The following is a 19734-nucleotide window of genomic DNA, read 5'->3' on the forward strand; positions in this document are numbered from 1 at the left end:
GCACGTTGCGATGACTTACTCATTCATCGCCTTGACGATTTCCTCGGTCACCTTCTTGGCATCGCCGAGAAGCATCATCGTGCCATCCTTGTAGAACAGCGTATTGTCGATGCCGGCATAGCCTGAGCCGAGCGAACGCTTGATGAAGAGGCAGGTCTTGGCCTTGTCGACGTCAAGGATCGGCATGCCGTAGATCGGCGAAGTCTTGTCGTCGCGCGCAGCCGGATTGGTGACGTCGTTGGCGCCGATGACATAGGCGACATCGGCCTGGGCGAATTCCGAATTGATGTCCTCGAGCTCGAAGACTTCGTCATAGGGCACGTTGGCCTCGGCCAGCAGCACATTCATATGGCCCGGCATACGGCCAGCCACAGGATGGATGGCATATTTCACCTCGACGCCATGCGCCTTCAGCCTGTCGGCCATTTCGCGCAGCGCATGCTGAGCCTGCGCCACGGCCATGCCGTAGCCCGGCACGATGATGACCTTGGAGGCGTTCGCCATCAGATAGGCGGCATCCTCCGCCGAACCGAGCTTCACCGTCCTGTCGGAATTGTCGACCCCACCCGCGATCGTCTCGCCACCGAAGCCGCCGAGAATAACAGAGACGAAAGAGCGGTTCATGCCCTTACACATGATGTAGGACAGGATCGCGCCTGAGGAGCCGACAAGCGCGCCGGTAATGATGAGCGCCAGATTGCCGAGGGTGAAGCCAATGCCGGCGGCAGCCCAGCCGGAATAGGAGTTCAGCATCGACACGACGACGGGCATATCGGCGCCGCCGATCGGCACGATCAGCAACACGCCGAGGGCCAGTGACAGCAGGACCACTGCCCAAAAGGCGAAATGGCTCTCGCTAGCGGCCAGGCTGATGATGAAAATGACGATCAAAACAAGTAGAGCAGCGTTGATGACGTGGCGGTTCGGCAGCATGATCGGCTTGCCGGACATGCGCCCATCGAGCTTCAGGAAGGCGATGATCGAACCGGTGAAGGTCAGCGCGCCGATGGCGACACCGATCGCCATCTCGACGCGGGCTTCGGTATGAATTTGGCCGATTTCACCGATGCCGAACGAAGACGGGGTATAGAGCGCGGACGCCGCGACGAGAACAGCTGCCAGACCCACAAGTGAATGGAAGCCGGCCACGAGCTGCGGCATCGACGTCATCGGAATGACGCGGGCGATATAGGCCCCTGCCCCGCCACCGATGGCAAGGCCGAGAATGATCAGCCCCAAGCCGCCAAATGACGGCGTTGCCAGCACCAGCGTGGTGACAATCGCAATGCCCATGCCGATCATACCGTAGAGATTGCCGCGCCGGCTGGTGGCAGGATGGGAGAGGCCGCGCAGCGCCAGGATGAACAGGACGCCGGAGACGAGATAGAGGAACGCCGCAACATTGCTCAGCATGCGGCCCTCACTTGTCCTTCTTCTTGTACATTGCCAGCATGCGCTGGGTGACAAGGAAACCACCGACGATATTCACCGAAACAAGCACCAGCGCTACGAAGCCGAAGCTCGTGGCGAGACCGCTCGCAGAGATACCGACCGCCAGCAGCGCGCCAACTACGATGACCGAGGAGATGGCGTTGGTGACCGCCATCAGCGGCGTATGCAGAGCCGGCGTCACCGACCAGACAACATAGTATCCGACGAAGATCGCCAGCACGAAGATGGCCAGCTGAAAAACGAAGGGGTCGACTGCACCGCCAGTTGCGGCGCTCGCTACTTCCGGGGCCCGTGCGGCGGCGACCCTGACGGCGGTAACGGCATCATTCAGTTGCTGAAGCGCTTGGTCCATCGCTTGGCTTGCCATGTCAGAGATCTCCCTTCTTGACCGTCGGCTGGTCGGGATCGACGAAGTTCGGGTGCACGACTTCGCCGCCATCGGTCAGCATCGTCGCCTTGATCAGCTCGTCGGCACGGTTCAGACCAAGGCTTTTGCTGTCCTTGTCGACCATGGTTTCCAGGAAGGTGACAAGGTTCTTCGCGTAGAGAGCGGAGGCGCTGGCGGCGATCCTTCCAGCCATGTTCGGGTATCCGATCACCTTGACGCCTTCGACATCGGCGACCTTGTCATATTCGGCACCCTCGATATTGCCGCCGCGCTCGATCGCAAGGTCGACGGCAACAGCACCGGGGCACATCGCTTTCAGCATATCGCGGCCGACGAGCCGCGGCGCCGGCCGGCCCGGGATCAGAGCCGTCGTGATGATGATGTCCTGCCTGGCAATATGCTCGGCAACGAGCGCCGCCTGCTTGGCCTGATATTCGCTGGACATTTCCTTGGCGTAGCCGCCTGCAGTTTCCGCCGCCTTGAACTCCTCGTCCTCGACGGCAATAAACTTAGCGCCGAGCGAGGCGACTTGTTCCTTGGCCGCCGGGCGCACGTCCGTGGCGGAGACCAGGGCGCCCAGCCGCCTCGCGGTCGCGATCGCCTGCAGGCCGGCAACGCCCGCACCCATGACGAAGACCTTCGCGGCTGGGATTGTACCCGCCGCAGTCATCATCATCGGCAAAGCCCGGTCGTAGACGGAGGCAGCTTCGATGACTGCCTGATAGCCGGCAAGGTTCGCCTGCGACGACAGAACGTCCATTGATTGCGCGCGCGTGATCCGCGGCATCAGTTCCATGGCGAAGCTCGTGATTCCGCCGCGCGCCATTTCGGCGAGGGCAGCCTCGTTGCCGTAGGGATCCATGATGGCAATGACGATAGCGCCGTTCTTATAGCGGGAGATCTCGCCGGCCGTCGGCCGCCTCACCTTGAGGATGACATCAGCCGCCCTCGCATCCTCGGCGGAGCCAATGCGCCCACCGACGGCTTCAAATTCAGTATCTGGAATGCGGGACAAGGCACCTGCGCCGGCTTCGATCACGACATCGAAGCCGAGATTTCGCATCTTCTTCACGCTGTCGGCGCAGGCGGCGACGCGCGTCTCCTCCGCCACGCTTTCCTTGGCTACGAAAACCAGATTGCTCAACGACAATACCTCGCATTAAACGGCGACGCACCGAACACGGTGGCGCGACGACCTGTAGAATTACGGGAAAGCCCGGGCCAAAAGGCCCGGTGTCGATCAGCGCGGAAAGGTCAGCGCAGAAGAATGATGCTTGCGATGGAAAGAACGATGAAAATCAGCAGGCCGCCGAGGAAACCTGCATGACCGAAAAAGCCCGCTGCCATGCCGATCAGCAGCGCTGCAACAATCGCGGAGCCGACCTTGGCGCCTGAAATGAAAAGACTATAGGTCTTCTCATGCTCCTTGTAATCCATCGGAGCACCCACTTCGGCGGGTCCAGTATGATGTTCGGCCATTCCAATAATCTCCCCTCAATACACCCAGCCCGAATAGCCCGAATGGGCCAAGGGCTGAAGTTCGTCCTCAAAAGCGGCGGCACCAGACAAGATGATACCGCAGCCAAATTTCCTCTACCGAGGGGTTACACAAAGCGAGAAGAAATGCAATGCACGAGAAGGTCGCAGCCACACACAGGCTAGCCGAATTGCCCGTGAATCTCACGCCTTCCGCCGCTCGCCAGCCGTGCTGTCGGCAGAATGGTCAGAGGCGGTGAACCATTATCCTTGTCGCGCGAGAACATCATGCGCCGTTCGTAGGGTTCCGAATCGAAGAAGGGATAGCGCTTCATCAGCTTGCCGCGAATCTCCTTCGATCGCGACGCCAGCAGCGTTAGTTCGAAACCATAGGTCTTGGTCATACGCGGCGGCACGACAGTGTCGGCATAGAAGACGCGCTTGTAGAAGGCCGCATGCGCCGGACGAATATGCTGCATCACTCGATCAGTGTCGAAATAGATGGCACCGACGATCGCCGGGCGCAACGTGAGATAAGGCAGTGCCGGCAGTTCGAGCTCCAGATCGGGATCGACGGCAAAGCGGGCGGGATCGATCAGCGTCATGCCGGCATCGAGGAAGGCGTGTATCTCGTCGGGAAAGATGCCGGTCGACTGGCATACCCGATGATCCGGCGTGACATGGTGTATTCGCACCGTGCTCACCAGTTCTTCGTAGTAATAGACACCGAAGATATAAGCATGATCATCGAAATCGATGTCGTCGATAAGGTTCTTGGCGGCCACGGGCAGGACGGAGCGCGCCTTGTAAGCTTTGTAGCGTAGCCGCGCGACATCCTCCATGTCTTCGCTGCTTTCGATCCGGCGGTATTCCACGTGATCGAGCACCTCCATCAGCTTCCCTGCGAAGCTGTTTTGCAAAGCACTCATGTTAGTCATGGTTAATGTTCCGTAAAGGTTAACGGAACATCTTTGGTATTAATGGAAAATTTGATCAATATTTGTTTTAAATTTTATTAACTATTCGTTCATTAAGGTTAATTTTCTTAATCAATACCGGTATAGGTTTTTGCACTTGAAATTGTTCAAGTCAGCACCGTAGCAAGCCAGGATTCGGGCGGTGTCGCCTCCCCGTTTGCGTAGGTGAAACGGACTGCGGTCTTCCGGATAATTCAACGAAATGAATGGCTTACTGAAAGAGCTTGGCGGGAAAAGAGGCCGCAGCTCAGCGCGTCTACGTCTTTGAAGAGATGACCAGGGACACGGGCCGCAGATGCGTCAGGCGACGTGATCGTGCCGCAGGCCCGATTGCCGGCGGCTGAGGCTGTCTACCATTCCCACAACCTGCTCTTTCGACACAGGCATGGAGAACACATAGCCCTGAATGATATCGGCCAGGTCCTTCTCGACGATCAGAGCCAGTTGCTCCAGCGTTTCGACACCCTCGATCACGATGTGAAGGCTCAAGGCACGGGAGAGATCGACGATACCGCAGAGAAGCTTGAAACGACGGCTGTCCGTCGTGATATCGCGAACGAAGGAGCGATCGATCTTGACGATGTCCACAGGCAAGGAGTCGAGATAGCTGAGGCTCGAAAAGCCCGTGCCGAAATCGTCGATCGCAATCGTGATGCCCTTGGTCCGCAGATCCGCCAGAATGGAACGAACGGTCGCAATCTCGTCCATAAGGCAGCTCTCCGTGACTTCGAGATGCAGCCGCGACGGCTCCAGTCCCGACGTCTCGAGTGCTTCCACGACGACATCGACGATATCATTGCTGCGCAGATCGTGGGCCGAGAGGTTGACCGACACGGCAATCGGCGCCGGCCAGGCGACGCAATCGCGGCAGGCCTGATTGATCATGAAGCGGGTAATGCCGCTCACGATCCCCATCTCTTCGGCAATCTGGACAAAAATGTTGGGCGGGATCGAGCCCTTTTCCGGATGAACCCAGCGCGCCAGCGCCTCGCAGCAATCGATGCGGGCGCCGTCCGGCGTGAACATTGGCTGGTACATCGCCAGAAGCTTGCCGTTTTCCACCGCTTCGCGCAGATCGTCCTTCAGCTTCTGCCGCTCGACATAGCGCGCATCCATCTCCTGCTCGAAGGCACTGCAACTGCCCTTCATCCGCAGCTTGGCGTCAAACAAGGCCAGATCTGCTTTGATCTGCCACTCTTCCGGACGGAACTCGCGGCTAGACATGGTCACATATCCGCCGCTGAACGAAATCCTGAGGCTGTTGTCGTCGACATCATAGGTGCCCGTCATCGCGGCGTGCAGCGCGCGGATCTGGGAATCCAGGTCAGGCGCATTGTCTTCGTTCGGGAAGAACAGTACGAATTGATCACCCACCAGCCGCGCCGGAAGCACTGTGGTGCTGGAATGCTCCTTCAGGCGTTCTGCGATGGCAACCAGCAACCGGTCACCCGTCACATGGCCCTTGGTGTCATTGACATGCTTGAAATCGTCGACATCGAGCACGAGAATGCCGACCTGGCTTTCGGCCGTTCGCGCCGCAAGCTTCTCCTTGACGAGTTCGACGAAATATTCTCGGTTCGGCAGCCCCGTCAAAGGGTCGTAGCGCACCATATGCAGGATCTTGCGCTCCGCGCGAATGCGCACGGTAACATCCTCGAAAATCAGGATAACGACACCATCGGCGCGGCGGCTGGCCGAAAACTCGAGGAACTGATCCTCGTTGAACTGGATGAGGGTGCGGGACAGCGTGCCGCTGACGAGCTGCGCCATCTGCCGTTGGATAAGCCCTGGCAACGACCCATCGATGAAGGCATGGCGCGCGCCGTAACGCAGCACGACGTCGAATTCGCAATCCTTGAGCTGCTCCTGATGCGAGAAATTCAGAAGCTCGCATGCCTTGCGATTGACCACGAGGATACGATTATGGGCATCCAGCATGAACAGGCCATGCGTCATGTTGTTGAGCGCGGTATCGAACCGGTCCGCGATCTGCGATATCTCGCGCGATGCAATGACGTTCTTGTAGAGAAATTCGCGCACGCCGTTCGCCATCGCCCGCGTCGTCAATCCGAAGGGGACGAGCATGATGGAGACAACAGCCTTGTAGAGCTGCTGCGACACCAGACAGGCGATAATGATCGGCAAACAACAGGCTAGCGTCTGGAGATCGATCGCCTTCTGGGAACCGTAGTTGCGGCCGACGATCGAAACCATCGACGCCATCGTGACCGCGATGCAAATGAATTCCGCCAGCGGATCCTGCACCATAAGGATGGCATAACCGCTGCCGATGCCGAGGATGGAGGCGGTTCCTGCCGCTCCGATGACATAGCGAGTTTCCCAATGGGCGATATCAGCGCGCGTGAAAGCGTGCTTGTCGGCGGCATCGAAGCGCCAGAAAGAGTGCATCCGCAATGCGAAAACGGCCGCAAAAGCCACGCAGAGAACGAGATAGATGCTCGCGCGCGTGCTCATGAAGACGATGACATACGTCAGGATGTGAACAGCCACGCCCGTAAACAGCGTTTTACGGTTTCCGAAAAGCGAACTGACGAACGACAGATAAACATCTGTCGGCACGGTGTCCGGGCTTGGAGGCTTCATTCAGAGTTCCCCTGATGCGGCGGACACCCTATGTGAAACACTTTAAAATTTGATTGCCTAAATAGTACGCATCTAGACAGATTTTCCAATTAAGCCGGTAACTTAGGTTGAATTGACGTCATGATACGCATCGTATTCGTGCAACTGATCCAAGTGCATTCCGACCGCAGCTTAATATTTAAGTCACTAATAAATAAAACAAAACATCATTAAACACTTATGTAATGCGGATTATAGCTTGCCCGCCCGCTGCTGGATCATCATGAACGTATCAAATGTGTATTCGGAGAGCTGCATCCACAAATATGCATCTTTCTTGTAGGCCACCTGGTCCTCATAGATGCGCTTGAAGGAATCGTTGGATTTGGAGAGCTCCGCGTAAAGCGCGCCAGCGGACTGGAAGCAGGCCTCCATGATTTCCTGGCTGAAGGGCCGCAAGGTCACGCCCTGTTTGACGATTTCCTTCAGGGCCTGTGGGTTCTTTACATCGTATTTCGCCAGCATGTTGGTGTTGGCAAAAGCGCAGGCATCGGTAAGAACGGCCTGATAGTTCTTCGGCAGTGCGCCCCATTTTTCCAGGTTGAAGAATGCATGCACCACGGCGCCGCCCTCCCACCATCCCGGGTAGTAATAGTATTTCGCAATCTTCTGCAGCCCGAGCTTCAGGTCATCATAGGGACCGACCCATTCGACCGCATCGATGGCGCCCTTGTCCAACGCGCCGTAGACATCGTTCACGGCGATATCCTGTTGCGGGGCGACGCCGATCTTCTCCATCACCTTTCCAGCAAGGCCGGCCAGGCGCATCTTCAGGCCCTTGAGATCGTCAAGCGTGTTGATTTCCTTGCGGAACCAACCGCCCATTTGCGCGCCGGTATTTCCGGCAGGAAGGCCTAGCATGCCTTGCGTGGCGTAAAACTCGTTCATCAGCTTGTTGCCATTGCCCTGGTAGAACCAGGCATTGGTTAGCCGGGCATTGAGGCCGAACGGCAGCGCCGTGCCGATGGCATAGGTCGGGTCCTTATTGGCGAAGTAGTAGGAACAGGTGTGCGCGGCATCCACAGTTCCCGCGCTCACCGCATCGGCGGCCTGCGCACCGGGCACGATTTCTCCGGCCTCGTAAACCTGGATGGTGAAATTACCGTTCGTCGCATCCGAAACATGGGCGGCGATATCTTCGGCGCCGCCATAGATCGTATCCAGGCTCTTCGGAAAAGACGATGTCATCTTCCAGGTGATCTTGGGAGATTCCTGGGCCAGAGCCGGGCTGGCAAGCGCGGAGGTAGCGGCGCCTGCGCCAACAGCCCCTGCCCGCCTGATAAAGGAACGGCGATCCATCGAATTCTCCCATACGGACGGCTTTGCTGGAGAGCGGCGCGCTCCCCGACCCGGCGCAAGCGATGGAGCTAACCACGCCGCACCCGGTCTTTCAAGTTTGCTCTTGCATCGCATTATGGCGATTCCTGTACATCCTTGTGACGAAGGAAAACAAAGCCGCCCGGAAACCACTCCGCGTTGCCGACGAACGGATATTCGCATAGATTTGAAGCGAGGCTAATTCGCCCTCGGATTGACATCTTCGCCAGTCAGGGGTCTGAGGAAATAGCTCTTTTCGCACATCCCGGAGTCTCGAATGTCCAGACCGATCATCGCCATCCCCGCTGATATCCGCGAGTTCGACGGGACAAGCTGGCATGCGGTGCAGCTGCAATATGTCCGCGCCGCCGTGAAGGCTGCCGGATTGATGGCTCTGATCGTTCCTGCACTTGAAGATGACAACGATGCCGACGCCATTCTCGACCGTGTCGACGGCTTGCTCGTCTCCGGCTCTGCAACCAATGTGCATCCATCGCTCTATGGCAAGGAAGCCAAGGACAGCGACGGTCCCTTCGATCCGGCGCGCGATGCGACGTCGCTGCCGCTCATTCGCCGTGCCATCGAGCGCGCGATCCCCATGCTCGCCATCTGTCGCGGCATTCAGGAGCTGAATGTTGCTCTCGGCGGCACGCTCGCCAGTGAAATCCAGGACCAGCCCGGCATATGGGATCATCGCAAGCCGCAGAATGTCGACCGCGACACGATGTATGCGATCCGCCAGAGCGTCTTCGTCAAGGAAGGTTCGTGCATCGCCCGCGTCGTCGGACCGGGCGAAGTGCGCGTGAACTCGCTGCATCGCCAGGCGATCGCGAATACGGCACCGAGGCTGCAGGTGGAAGCATTGGCCGAAGACGGCACCATCGAGGCCGTCTCCGTTATCGGCGCCAAGGCCTTTGCAGTCGGCGTGCAATGGCATCCGGAATATTGGGCCGAGACGGATTCGCCGTCGCTCAAGCTCTTCAGCGCCTTCGGCGACGCCGTTCGCGACTATGCTGCCAGCAAAGAGCGGCTCGCCGCCGCCCAATAGAGCGTTTCAGCCTTTCGTCGGATCGCGAAAACGCTCCAATTCCCTGTCGCCGGCATATACAGGAGGAAAATCGCGGCGCAATTTTCCTCCGGATGCTTCGTCGGCATGGGGCCGTATGATTAGCCGCGCGGCTTGACCGGCGTTTCCGGCACCGGTGTCAACGGCTGGCCCTTTGCGAACCATTCGATGATGTTGTCGACCACGAGATCGGCCATGGCATTGCGCGTCGGCATTGAAGCGGATGCCACATGCGGCAACAGCGAAACATTCGTCAGCGTGAGATAACCGGCCGGAACATTGGGCTCGTCGTAGAACACGTCGAGACCGGCGGCTCCGAGCGTGCCATTGCCGAGCGCAGCAATCAGCGCATTATCATCGACTGACCAGCCGCGACCGACATTGATGAACACGCCTTGTGGCCCGAGCGCAGACAGGATCTCGGCGTTGATGACTTTGTGCGTCTCCGGCGTCTTCGGCACGATGGAGATCAGCGTATCCACCGATTGAGCCATTTCCTTCAGCGTCGGATAGTAATCGTAAGGCAGCGAGTCACGCGGCGAGCGCGTGTGATAGCCGATCCTCACCTTGAAGGGCTCGAGCCGTCTCGCAATCTCCAGACCGATGCGGCCGAGGCCGTTGATACCGACACGACGTCCCTTCATCGAGAAGGGAGAGAGTGGAAATGCCCCTTCCTTTGCCCAACGCCCCTCGCGCAGCCAGTCTTCCGCCTTCGGAAACTGGCGCAGCGTGTTCAGCAGCAAGGCGATCGCAGTATCGGCGACCTCGTCATTGAGAACATCGGGGGTGTTGGTGACCACGATCCCCTTGGAAGCGGCATGCTTCACATCGATGCCATCATAGCCCACGCCGAAATTGGCGATGACTTCGAGATTCGGGAAGGAATCGATCCATGCAGCATCGAAGCCGCCTCCGACGGCAACACCCCGCACCCGCTCCGCCGTATCCGCATCGACCTTCGGGCTGTTGCCGCGATCGACCGAAATAACATCGAACTGCTTTGCAAGCCTTTCGAACACACGCGGATGTATCTTCCCCGGAACGAGGACGGCAATGCGGTTATCGGGCATGAATCTTTCCTCTTGCGATAAGGTTCGGCGCTCGTGGAGCAACCCCGGGAAAAGCGGGCAGCGCCTTCCCGTCCGGAATTGCGCCGAACAATGAAATAGAGCGGTTCTACGATCCCGTGAAGGGCCGAATTGCTCTAGCGAGCCTTATAAGGAGCCGTCGACTGTCGGATACGCATTTCCGGCTTGATGAGATGGATACCATCCGGCTCATGGCTTCCGGCCAGCCTGTCCAAAAGCGCTCGCGCGGCAAGCCTTCCGACTTCGGCCTGACCGTTCCACACCGTCGTCAGCGCCGGCGTTGCGATCGCCGCCTCCTCCAGATCGTCATAGCCGGTGACCGAAATATCCCGTCCGGGCACAAGTCCGGCGCGGGAAATGCCGTTCATGAGGCCGATGGCGACCAGATCGTTCCAGCAGACGGCCGCCGTCGGCTTCTGCTGCAGCGACAGGAAATGTACCGCCGCCTCGAAGCCGCCCTGCTTGGAGCGCGCGCCGGGAATGCGCAGATTGGGGTCGACTTCGATACCGGCCTTGCGCAGCGCATTGACATAGCCCTGATAGCGGTCGCGTCCCGTCGAGGTCTGATCCGTACCGCCGATCATCGCAATGGTGCGGTGTCCGAGGCTGATCAGGTGGTTGGTGGCAAGCGAGATGCCGTAGCTGTCATCGCCGCGATAGGTCGGCAGGTCAAGCGCATCGATCTGCCGCGCGACGAGGATGGCGGGCATGCCGTTTTCCTCCGCCAGCTCGAAATCTTCCGGCGGCGTGCCGATCGCCGGCGACATGATGACGCCATCGCCACCGAGCTGCAGCAAGGTCTCGATGAACGTTCGCTGCTTTTCGACGGAATCATAATGATTGGACAGGATGAAGGTATGGCGGCTGCGGTCGAGCTCGCTTTCGATTGCCTTCAGGATTTCCCCGTAGAAGGGGKTCATGATGTCGTGGACGACGACGCCGATGATACCCGATCGCGAGGTTCTGAGGCTGGCGGCGCGGCGATTGTAGATATAGCCGAGCGCCCGCGCCTGATCCTTGATCTTCTCTCGGGTGTTGACCGCGACCAGCGGACTGTCGCGCAAGGCCAGTGATACAGTTGCCGTTGAAATGCCAAGCGTTTCCGCAATCGTCGAAAGCTTTATCTTTTGCGCCACGCGCTCCCTCCCCGTGAGCAGCCGTAACCTATTCCGTTCGTTTCACGATTCCGGAATTTAAAATATTTAATTAAAAGCTTTAATCGCGTTGCGCAACTCGAATTGTTGAGGAAACTCAGATTTCCTCATCGTCTTCCTCGTCATCGCCCGCCTGGAGGTTGTTCTCGATTGCCTTGAGCAAGCGAACGAGCGAGCGAATGTCTTTTTCCGAGAAGCCGCGTGTTGCGAGCTCATCGCAGCTGGCGGCGGAGCTTTCGATCTCACTCACGCTGTTTCGGCCCGTTTCGGTGAGATAGACCTTCGTCAGGCGCGCATCTTCGGCATCCGGCCGCCGTTCGACGAAGCCTTGCGCCTCCATGCGGCCGATGGTGCGGGTCATCGTCGGCGCCTTGACGCCGAGTTTCTGCGCCAGCGAGCCGGCCGGAAGACCATCGCTCGCAGCCAGGGCAAGAATGACACCGTCTTGCCCGGCATAGAGGCCGCTCGCCGTCAGGCTGCGGGTCATCACCGTACGCATCGAACGTGCCGCCTGCGTCAGTGCCGGCGACAAATCGGCAAGCGTGTAGTCCCGGTGATCCTTCTTCTTACCTGACTTACTTTTCTTCCCGACCTTGTTCTTCTTACCCATCGTGATTCCGTTGACCTTTTCGCCGATGCGCCATCACGCTATGACATTGCGCAGGTTATTGACATAAACAAGAGGCACATCCTCAGATGGCGCATCCTTTGCCACGTTTCGACGACAATGATGCTACACTCGCCCCAGAAGAACGGGCAAAATGGATCGCAGTGCTGCCACTTGGCGCCTATGAGCAACACGGCCCCCATTTGCCCTTCGATACGGACACGCTGATCGCCGAAGGCATCGTCTCACGTCTCAGGGTTGCCTTGCCCGCCAAACTGCCGGTCACCTTCCTGCCCGCCGAACCGGTCGGCTACTCGATCGAACATATGAATGTCGCCGGATCGAAGTCGCTGACCTTTGACGCGGCCGTCAATCGATGGCTCGGAATTGCCGAGCGCATGAGCGGAATCGGCATCCGCAAATTCGTCATGCTGAATGCCCATGGCGGCAACTCCCCGCTGATAACAATCGTTGCGACGGAAGCGCGCGTGCGCTTCAATATGCTGGCGGTCGCGACGAGCTGGACACGCTTCGGCGTACCCGACGGACTGATCTCGCCTGACGACAGGGCCATCGATATTCACGGCGGAGACATCGAAACCTCCGCCATGCTCGCCCTCCATCCGCAGCAGGTGGACATGGCGAAAGCCGCAAATTTTCCATCACGGCAATCCGATTTCATTCGCGACTTCAATCACCTTCGTGCCTACGGCCCTCATGCCTTCGGTTGGAAGATGTCCGACCTCAGCGAAAAGGGCGTGGCCGGCAATGCCGGCGCTGCAACGGCACAAAAGGGCGAAAGACTGATCGCGCATTCCGTCAAAGGCCTTGTCGAACTGCTTGAGGATGTCGATCGGTTCGATGTCTCGACATTGACTTAGCGTTGCCGCCGATCCGCGCCTCAGCAACCCAATGTGATCTTATAACATATAAAAGCCTTTGAACTGAGGTCGCCAACTCCTTATATGGAACCCGACCAATGTCTGCTCCCCGGGGCAACCTTCCATATTTCGAGGCTCCCATGACCGAAACAGCCACGCAAAAGCCCATTCCCGTCACCGTTCTCACCGGCTATCTCGGTGCGGGCAAGACGACGCTGCTGAACCGCATCCTGTCCGAAAATCACGGCAAGAAATACGCCGTCATCGTCAACGAATTCGGCGAGATCGGCATCGACAACGACCTCATTGTCGAGTCGGACGAAGAAATCTACGAAATGAACAATGGCTGCGTCTGCTGCACCGTTCGCGGCGACCTCATCCGCGTCGTCGAAGGCCTGATGCGCCGCCCTGGCCGCTTTGACGGCATCATCGTCGAAACGACAGGCCTTGCCGATCCGGTTCCAGTCGCCCAGACCTTCTTCATGGACGACGATGTCCGCGCCAAGACTGAGCTCGATGCCGTTGTCGCGCTCGTCGACGCCAAGCACCTGCCGCTGCGCCTGAAGGACAGCCGCGAAGCTGAAGACCAGATCGCTTTTGCCGATGTCGTCGTCATCAACAAGTCCGATCTGGTATCGCCGGAAGAGCTGGCCCAGATCGAGGACGTCGTCCGCGCCATCAACCCGGCTGCCCGCGTTTACAAGACGACCCGTTCCGGCGTTGATCTCGCCCGCGTGCTGAACCAGGGCGCCTTCAATCTGGAGCGTGCGCTTGAAAACGATCCGCACTTCCTCGAGCACGGCCACGAGGATCATGTCTGCGGCCCGGATTGCGATCACGACCATCACGACCACGATCACCACCATCATGACCATGACCACGATCATCACCACCATGATCATGATCATGACCACGGTCACGACCATCATCACCACGCCCCGTCGCCGATCCATGACGTGACCGTGCAGTCGGTTTCGCTGCGCGGCGGCGAGATGAATGCCGAACGCTTCTTCCCCTGGATCCAGAAGATCACGCAGGTGCAGGGCCCGAACATCCTGCGCCTCAAGGGCATCATAGCCTTCAAGGACGACCCGGAGCGCTACGTTGTTCAGGGCGTGCACATGATCATCGAAGGTGATCATCAGCGCCCGTGGAAGGACGGCGAGAAGCATGAAAGCCGTCTCGTCTTCATCGGTCGCGAGCTTGACCGCGAAAAGCTGGAAGCAAGCTTCAAGGCCTGCGAGGCGTCTGCCTGATGCCGACTGTTGCTCCGCTTGATATCGACGGCCACGTTCTGGCCGTCGAATTTTTAGGTGACACCCCCCTCTTCGCCAGCGCCGCCGGCACGATCCACCGCCTGGAGGGCGGGGACAAGGCCACCGAAGTTCATAAGGGGATGCTGACCTGCATCCGCGATCCCTATAGCGAAAGCTTGATCTCGGGCGGCGAGGACGGCAAGATCCTGCGGATTGCCGCAGATGGCAGTGCAACGGTTCTGGCCGAAGCCCCGCGCAAATGGATCAGCCAGCTGGCCGCCGGCCCGCAAGGCGCCGTCGCTTATTCCTACGGCAAGAGCACCTTCGTGCGCCTGTCCGATGGCACCGCGAAGGAGTTTCCGGAAGAACGCACCGTCGAGGGCATCGCCTTTGCACCCAAGGGACTGCGCATCGCCGTCGCCCGTTACAATGGCGTGTCGCTGCATTGGGTCGGGATGAGCGCGCAGCCGGTCAATCTGGAATGGAAAGGTGCCCACACCAGCGTCACCTTCTCGCCCGACGGCCAGTTCATCGTCACCACCATGCAGGAGAACGCCCTGCACGGCTGGAAGCTGGATGCCAAGCCGGGCGCCGAAGCGCGCCACATGCGCATGACGGGCTACCCCGCCAAGGTGAAGTCGCTCTCCTGGTCCAACAAGGGCAAATGGCTTGCCTCGTCGGGTGCACCGGCTGCCATCGTCTGGCCCTTCCAGGGCAAGGACGGCCCGATGGGCAAGGCACCGCTCGAACTCGGCAGCCGCGCCAACATCATGGCGACCTGCGTGAAGTTCCACCCGGCCGAAGATATCCTCGCCATCGGCTTCATCGACGGCATGATCCTGGCGGTTCGCATCGGCGATGCCAAGGAGGCGCTCTTGCGCCGGCCGGGCAAGGGTGCGATCACCTCAATGAGCTGGAGCAAATCCGGCAAGCTGCTCGCTTTCGCTTCCGAAGCCGGCGACTGCGGTGTCGTCGACGTTTCGGCTTGAGATGAGGAAGGGGCGGAGCGCGCTTTCCGTCTGGAATCGCGTGAACGCACATAAATGGAGCGGTTGAGCGACCCTATGAAGCGCTGAACCGCTCTGAACAGAAAGACAGGATCATGCCTCAGTCAGGAACGGCCATTGCCGGAAATTCCCCTGCGCTCGACGAAAACGTCTGGGATGTGATCCTTTGCGAGGCTTCCGAGCTTGCGGAGCGCGAGCCGACGCTCGCGCCGCTGCTGCGGGCGCAATTGCTCGCCAGCACTTCCGATGCCGATGGCCTTGCCCACGTGCTTGCCGCGCGCCTCTGCGTGGTCCGGATCGAGCATGATGCTCTGCTGTCGCTACTCTTCGATGTGCTGAGCCGGCATCCGGCAATCCTGCGGGCGACTGAGGCCGATCTCATTGCCGTACGCACGCGCGATCCCGCTTGCACGACCTATCTGCATGCGCTCCTGAACCTGAAGGGCTTTCATGCCCTGCAGACGCACCGCATCGCGCATGCACTCTGGACGGAAGGCCGCAAGGAAATTGCGATCTGGCTTTCCAATCTCGTCTCGCTCGTCTTCGGCCCGGATATCCATCCGGCGGCAAAGATCGGCACCTCGATCATGCTCGATCACGGCTCGGGCATCGTCATTGGCGAAACCGCCGTCATCGAGGATGAGGTCTCCATCTTGCAGAATGTCACCTTGGGCGGCACCGGCAAGGAAAGTGGCGACCGGCATCCGAAGATCCGCCACGGCGTGATGATCGGCGCCGGTGCTAAGATCCTGGGTAACATCGAGGTCGGCGCCTTCAGCAAGGTTGCGGCCGGCAGCGTCGTGGTGAAGGCGGTCCCAGCGCATTGCACCGTCGCCGGCGTGCCTGCAGTAGTCGTCCGTATCCATCGCGCCGACGAGATCCCGGCCGAAACGATGGATCAGAATATTTAGGGCATTTCTAGGAAAAGCGCGCAGCGGTTTTCCGTCCGCAATGCGCAGAGGAACAGGAAGATGGGGCGTTTTCGCGATTCAACGAAAAGCACTCTATCTTCCCGTCAGCATAGCTAAGTCAAAGCGAAGTCCCGCGAAATGGCAGTGCCCTCGCCCGTTCGGAGCGAAGGCAAATAACTTTCAGGCAGCCTTGGAGACCGGTGGCTGTGCGAGCTTGCAGCCGCTGGCAACGATCATGCCGGCAGCGCTGTCCAGCCAGCCTTCCTTGAGCTCGAGAGCCAGGAAACGATCGCGCTGGAATGGGCCTGGCATCACCAGATGGCGGGTCTTCGAAGCAAAGAAGCCGAAGCGCTCATAGTAAGGCGCATCGCCGACGAGTAGGATCGCGCCGTGCTCACGCTTCTTGGCTTCCAGGATGGCCGCGCGCATCAGCGCCGAACCAACACCCTTGCCCTCATAGGCGGGATCGACGGCCAGCGGCCCGAGCAGCAGCGCATCGACCGGGCGGGTCTCCCGATCAACGCCGGCTTCGACGTTCCACAGGCGAACCGTGCCGATGACATGGCCACTGCGGTCACGCGCAACCAGCGCCAGGCCTTCGGCCGGCACGCGACCCTGGCGCAGCTTTTCCGACGACTTCTTGCGGCGGTCGGGACCCATGGCGCGATCCAGCAGGTTTTCGCGCGCAACGACATCGCCTGCGTTTTCCAGGTCGAGGGTGAATGTGGACGGCGCAAAGAATGCGCGCACAGAATCAAGAACAGCGGCCATCTTGGCCTCCCGTACCCAATACCGTTATCAGCGGTGGTGACGAACTATTGTGAGGGTGCCGCCCCGATTGACTGCGGGGACGGCGATATCAAACTCAGATTATGTAGGCTTTCAGCGGGTCGAAACCATTGAATGCCACAGCCGAGTAGGTCGTGGTATAGGCACCGGTGCCTTCGATCAGGACCTCGTCACCGATGGTGAGCGTCACCGGCAGCGGATAGAGGTTCTTTTCGTAAAGCACATCAGCGGAATCGCAGGTCGGCCCGGCGATGACGCAGGGTTCCATTTCGTCGCTGTCGCGCTCGGTGCGGATCGGGTAGCGGATCGCCTCGTCCATGGTTTCGGCGAGACCGCCGAACTTGCCGATGTCGAGGAAAACCCAGCGAGCGGCATCATTGTCCGACTTCTTCGAAATCAGGACGACTTCAGCCTTGATCACGCCGGCATTGCCGACCATGCCGCGCCCCGGCTCGATGATCGTGTGCGGGATCTGGTTGCCGAAATGGGCGCGCAGAGACGCGAAGATCGCCTTGCCATAGGCTTCGGCCGTTGGGACGTCGCGCAGGTACTTGGTCGGGAAACCGCCGCCCATGTTGACCATCTGCAGGTGAATGCCCTGCTTGGCGAGCGAAACGAAGACGCGCTTGGCATCGGCAAGAGCATCGTCCCAGGCATCGACCTTGGTCATCTGCGAGCCGACGTGGAAAGACACGCCGTAGGATTCCAGACCCAGCTGGTGAGCGTAGACGAGAACATCGACGGCCATCTGCGGGACGCAACCAAACTTGCGCGACAGCGGCCATTCGGCACCTTCGCCGTCGGTCAGAACGCGGCAGAACACACGAGCGCCGGGAGCGGCACGGGAAATCTTCTCGACTTCCTCATGGCTGTCGACGGCAAAGAGGTTGATACCGAGTGCGTGAGCACGGGCGATATCGCGCTCCTTCTTGATGGTATTGCCGAAGGAAATGCGGGCAGCGGTCGCACCGGCATCGAGCGCCATTTCGATTTCAGCGACGGACGCGCAATCGAAGCTGGAGCCGAGGCTTGCGAGCAGGCGCAGCACTTCCGGAGCCGGGTTGGCCTTGACGGCATAGTAGATGGCGCTGTCCGGCATAGCATGACGGAAGGCACGGAAGTTATCGCGGACGACGTCGAGATCGACCACCAGGCAAGGACCGTCCGGACGTCGGGTAGCGAGGAAGTCGCGAATACGCTGCGTGGTCATGTCTATTCCCTTTCAATTCCAAAAACTCCGGGGAAGACCCAGAGGACAAAGGGCGACGCTCATTCGCTTAGGAACCAGCCGGTGGAGACCCCGGTACCATGCAAATGCGCGAAGCGCGGATGATGAACGAGTGCCGCAAGCGGCGCTAATTCGCTTTGTCTGCCATGGATTGGAGGGGATATCCCAACCGCACTTCCGGCAATGAAGGTGTGCCTCTTCAGTAACCCCGGCTGATGGAAAGCCGGGAGAGAACAAAAAGGCCCGCACCGTCGTTGCTTCAGATGTCCTCGCATTTTTCGGTTGGCCGAAATAGCGACTGGAGGGGTTAGTTCCAGGTACCTTACCGATTTTCTCACCACATCGAGGATCGGCGGACACCCACGGGCACGTGCGACTTTGGGCTGATCCGGAAATAGGAACATTCGCGATCATAATCAAGAAAATTTTTGCCCTATGCCCGAAAAAAATAATTGAACAAAATGCGCCGATTTGTTCAACATCCCGAAACAGTTAACGGGGGGCTTCGCCATGGATACTTTAACCCGGATTCGCGCCTTTATAGATGTGGTGGAAGCTGAGGGCTTTTCAGCGGCCGCACGCAAGACCGGACGCTCCAAGGCGTTGCTTTCGAAATATGTCCGCGAACTCGAAGATGAACTCGGCGCGCTGCTGCTCAATCGCACCACCCGCCAATTCTCCATGACCGAGGCCGGCCACACCTATTACCGCACCGCCTCCGACATCCTGAAAGAGATCGACAACCTCGCCGACCTCGTGCGCGAGAACAATCAGCAGCTGAAGGGACGACTGCGCATTTCCGTGCCGCGCACCTTCGTCGATGCCGAAGTCGGACAGTCGCTGATCGATTTCGCCAAGGAAAATCCTGATCTGGCATTGGAGATCGCGGCAGACGACCGCTTTGTCGATCTGATCGAGGAAGGCTTCGATGTGGCCGTGCGCATCACCAAGCTTGAAGATTCCGGCATGATCGCCCGCAAGATTTCAGACTTCCGCGTCCATCTCTGCGCGACGCAGGAGTTCCTCGATCGCCATCCGTCCCTGGAGCACCCGACCGACCTTACGCGCGTGCCCTTTATCATCGACACCAACACCCGTTCGCAGGGTAGCATTCGTTTCGTCGATGCCGATAGCACCATCTTCAACGTCGCTATCAACGGCACGCTTGAGGTCAACAGCCCGCATGCGACGCTACGTGCGTCGCTTGCCGGCCTCGGCATCGCCGTCGTCCCCGATTTCATCGGACGCAAGGCGATCGAAAGCGGCCAGTTGCTGACGCTGTTCAACGACTATCTCCCGACCGACCGCGGTATTTATGCCGTCTATCCGCATCGCCGCTATCTTCCGGCAAAGGTGCGCATCTTTGTGGATTATTTGCACAACTGGTTCCGCAAGAACGGCTGAACACTCCGGCTGTCACAACCAACAAGGCCTGCAGCCGATCGCCCATGCCCCGCGTGTTTATAGGAGGAAATGCCCCCAACTCTGTCTCGG

The 19734-nt window shown here is 59.2% G+C and carries 18 protein-coding genes; 6 read left to right on the plus strand and 12 right to left on the minus strand.

What is annotated here, in order from left to right; genetic code table 11:
* Positions 1-15: 15 nt before the first annotated feature.
* From QD461_RS30205 to QD461_RS30235, 7 genes are all read right to left on the minus strand, one after another.
* Positions 16-1410, minus strand: coding sequence for an NAD(P)(+) transhydrogenase (Re/Si-specific) subunit beta (locus QD461_RS30205; RefSeq protein WP_414090929.1), 1395 nt, complete (start codon positions 1408-1410; stop codon positions 16-18).
* Positions 1411-1420: 10 nt separating this feature from the next.
* Positions 1421-1819 carry an NAD(P) transhydrogenase subunit alpha gene (locus QD461_RS30210; RefSeq protein ID WP_414090892.1) on the minus strand — a complete coding sequence of 133 codons (399 nt, stop codon included), beginning with the start codon at positions 1817-1819 and terminating at the stop codon, positions 1421-1423.
* Position 1820: 1 nt separating this feature from the next.
* On the minus strand, positions 1821-2984 hold the full coding sequence (locus QD461_RS30215) for a Re/Si-specific NAD(P)(+) transhydrogenase subunit alpha (protein WP_414090893.1): 1164 nt from the start codon (positions 2982-2984) through the stop codon (positions 1821-1823).
* 110 nt (positions 2985-3094) lie between these two features.
* Positions 3095-3319, minus strand: coding sequence for an aa3-type cytochrome c oxidase subunit IV (locus QD461_RS30220; protein WP_414090894.1), 225 nt, complete (start codon positions 3317-3319; stop codon positions 3095-3097).
* Between the two features lie 179 nt (positions 3320-3498).
* Positions 3499-4254: an N-acyl amino acid synthase FeeM domain-containing protein gene (locus QD461_RS30225; protein WP_184702467.1), complete on the minus strand. Its 756-nt coding sequence runs from the start codon at positions 4252-4254 to the stop codon at positions 3499-3501.
* A gap of 339 nt (positions 4255-4593) precedes the next feature.
* Complete coding sequence (locus QD461_RS30230) at positions 4594-6897, minus strand: putative bifunctional diguanylate cyclase/phosphodiesterase (protein WP_414090895.1); 2304 nt, start codon at positions 6895-6897, stop codon at positions 4594-4596.
* Between the two features lie 231 nt (positions 6898-7128).
* Positions 7129-8235, minus strand: a complete 1107-nt coding sequence (locus QD461_RS30235) for a TRAP transporter substrate-binding protein (protein ID WP_414090896.1) — start codon at positions 8233-8235, stop codon at positions 7129-7131.
* 295 nt (positions 8236-8530) lie between these two features.
* Here QD461_RS30235 and QD461_RS30240 point away from each other — a divergent pair, with 295 nt between their 5' ends.
* Positions 8531-9301, plus strand: a complete 771-nt coding sequence (locus QD461_RS30240; RefSeq protein WP_414090897.1) for a gamma-glutamyl-gamma-aminobutyrate hydrolase family protein — start codon at positions 8531-8533, stop codon at positions 9299-9301.
* Between the two features lie 119 nt (positions 9302-9420).
* On the opposite strand, the gene QD461_RS30245 is transcribed toward QD461_RS30240, so the two are convergent.
* From QD461_RS30245 to QD461_RS30255, 3 genes are all read right to left on the minus strand, one after another.
* Positions 9421-10389, minus strand: coding sequence for a 2-hydroxyacid dehydrogenase (locus tag QD461_RS30245; protein WP_414090898.1), 969 nt, complete (start codon positions 10387-10389; stop codon positions 9421-9423).
* A 134-nt stretch (positions 10390-10523) separates the two neighbouring features.
* Positions 10524-11543 carry a LacI family DNA-binding transcriptional regulator gene (locus tag QD461_RS30250; RefSeq protein ID WP_414090899.1) on the minus strand — a complete coding sequence of 340 codons (1020 nt, stop codon included), beginning with the start codon at positions 11541-11543 and terminating at the stop codon, positions 10524-10526.
* A 115-nt stretch (positions 11544-11658) separates the two neighbouring features.
* On the minus strand, positions 11659-12171 hold the full coding sequence (locus QD461_RS30255; RefSeq protein WP_184702455.1) for a MarR family winged helix-turn-helix transcriptional regulator: 513 nt from the start codon (positions 12169-12171) through the stop codon (positions 11659-11661).
* An 86-nt stretch (positions 12172-12257) separates the two neighbouring features.
* Between QD461_RS30255 and QD461_RS30260 the strand changes: the two genes are divergently transcribed.
* The 4 genes from QD461_RS30260 to cysE all read left to right on the plus strand — a co-directional run bounded on the left by QD461_RS30260 (position 12258) and on the right by cysE (position 16223).
* Positions 12258-13049, plus strand: coding sequence for a creatininase family protein (locus QD461_RS30260; protein WP_414090900.1), 792 nt, complete (start codon positions 12258-12260; stop codon positions 13047-13049).
* Positions 13050-13189: 140 nt separating this feature from the next.
* Positions 13190-14305 (plus strand): CobW family GTP-binding protein, encoded by a 1116-nt coding sequence (locus tag QD461_RS30265; protein ID WP_414090901.1) that lies wholly within the window; start codon positions 13190-13192, stop codon positions 14303-14305.
* The gene (locus QD461_RS30270; protein WP_414090902.1) at positions 14305-15294 is read left to right on the plus strand and encodes a WD40 repeat domain-containing protein; all 990 of its coding nucleotides are present in this window, start codon (positions 14305-14307) and stop codon (positions 15292-15294) included. The genes QD461_RS30265 and QD461_RS30270 overlap by 1 nt, the downstream gene beginning before the upstream one ends.
* 113 nt (positions 15295-15407) lie before the next feature.
* The gene (cysE, locus tag QD461_RS30275; protein ID WP_414090903.1) at positions 15408-16223 is read left to right on the plus strand and encodes a serine O-acetyltransferase; all 816 of its coding nucleotides are present in this window, start codon (positions 15408-15410) and stop codon (positions 16221-16223) included.
* Between the two features lie 180 nt (positions 16224-16403).
* On the opposite strand, the gene QD461_RS30280 is transcribed toward cysE, so the two are convergent.
* Together QD461_RS30280 and odc2 are read right to left on the minus strand one after the other, a co-directional pair.
* Positions 16404-16994: a GNAT family N-acetyltransferase gene (locus QD461_RS30280; RefSeq protein WP_414090904.1), complete on the minus strand. Its 591-nt coding sequence runs from the start codon at positions 16992-16994 to the stop codon at positions 16404-16406.
* 94 nt (positions 16995-17088) lie between these two features.
* On the minus strand, positions 17089-18222 hold the full coding sequence (gene odc2, locus QD461_RS30285; protein ID WP_184702444.1) for an ornithine/lysine decarboxylase: 1134 nt from the start codon (positions 18220-18222) through the stop codon (positions 17089-17091).
* Between the two features lie 528 nt (positions 18223-18750).
* Here odc2 and QD461_RS30290 point away from each other — a divergent pair.
* Entirely contained in the window at positions 18751-19644 is an 894-nt protein-coding gene (locus QD461_RS30290; protein WP_414090905.1) for a LysR family transcriptional regulator, read from the plus strand.
* The last annotated feature ends 90 nt before the right edge of the window (positions 19645-19734 follow it).

The organism is Rhizobium sp. BR 314 (genome assembly GCF_047445805.1).
Classification (GTDB): domain Bacteria; phylum Pseudomonadota; class Alphaproteobacteria; order Rhizobiales; family Rhizobiaceae; genus Rhizobium; species Rhizobium lusitanum_B.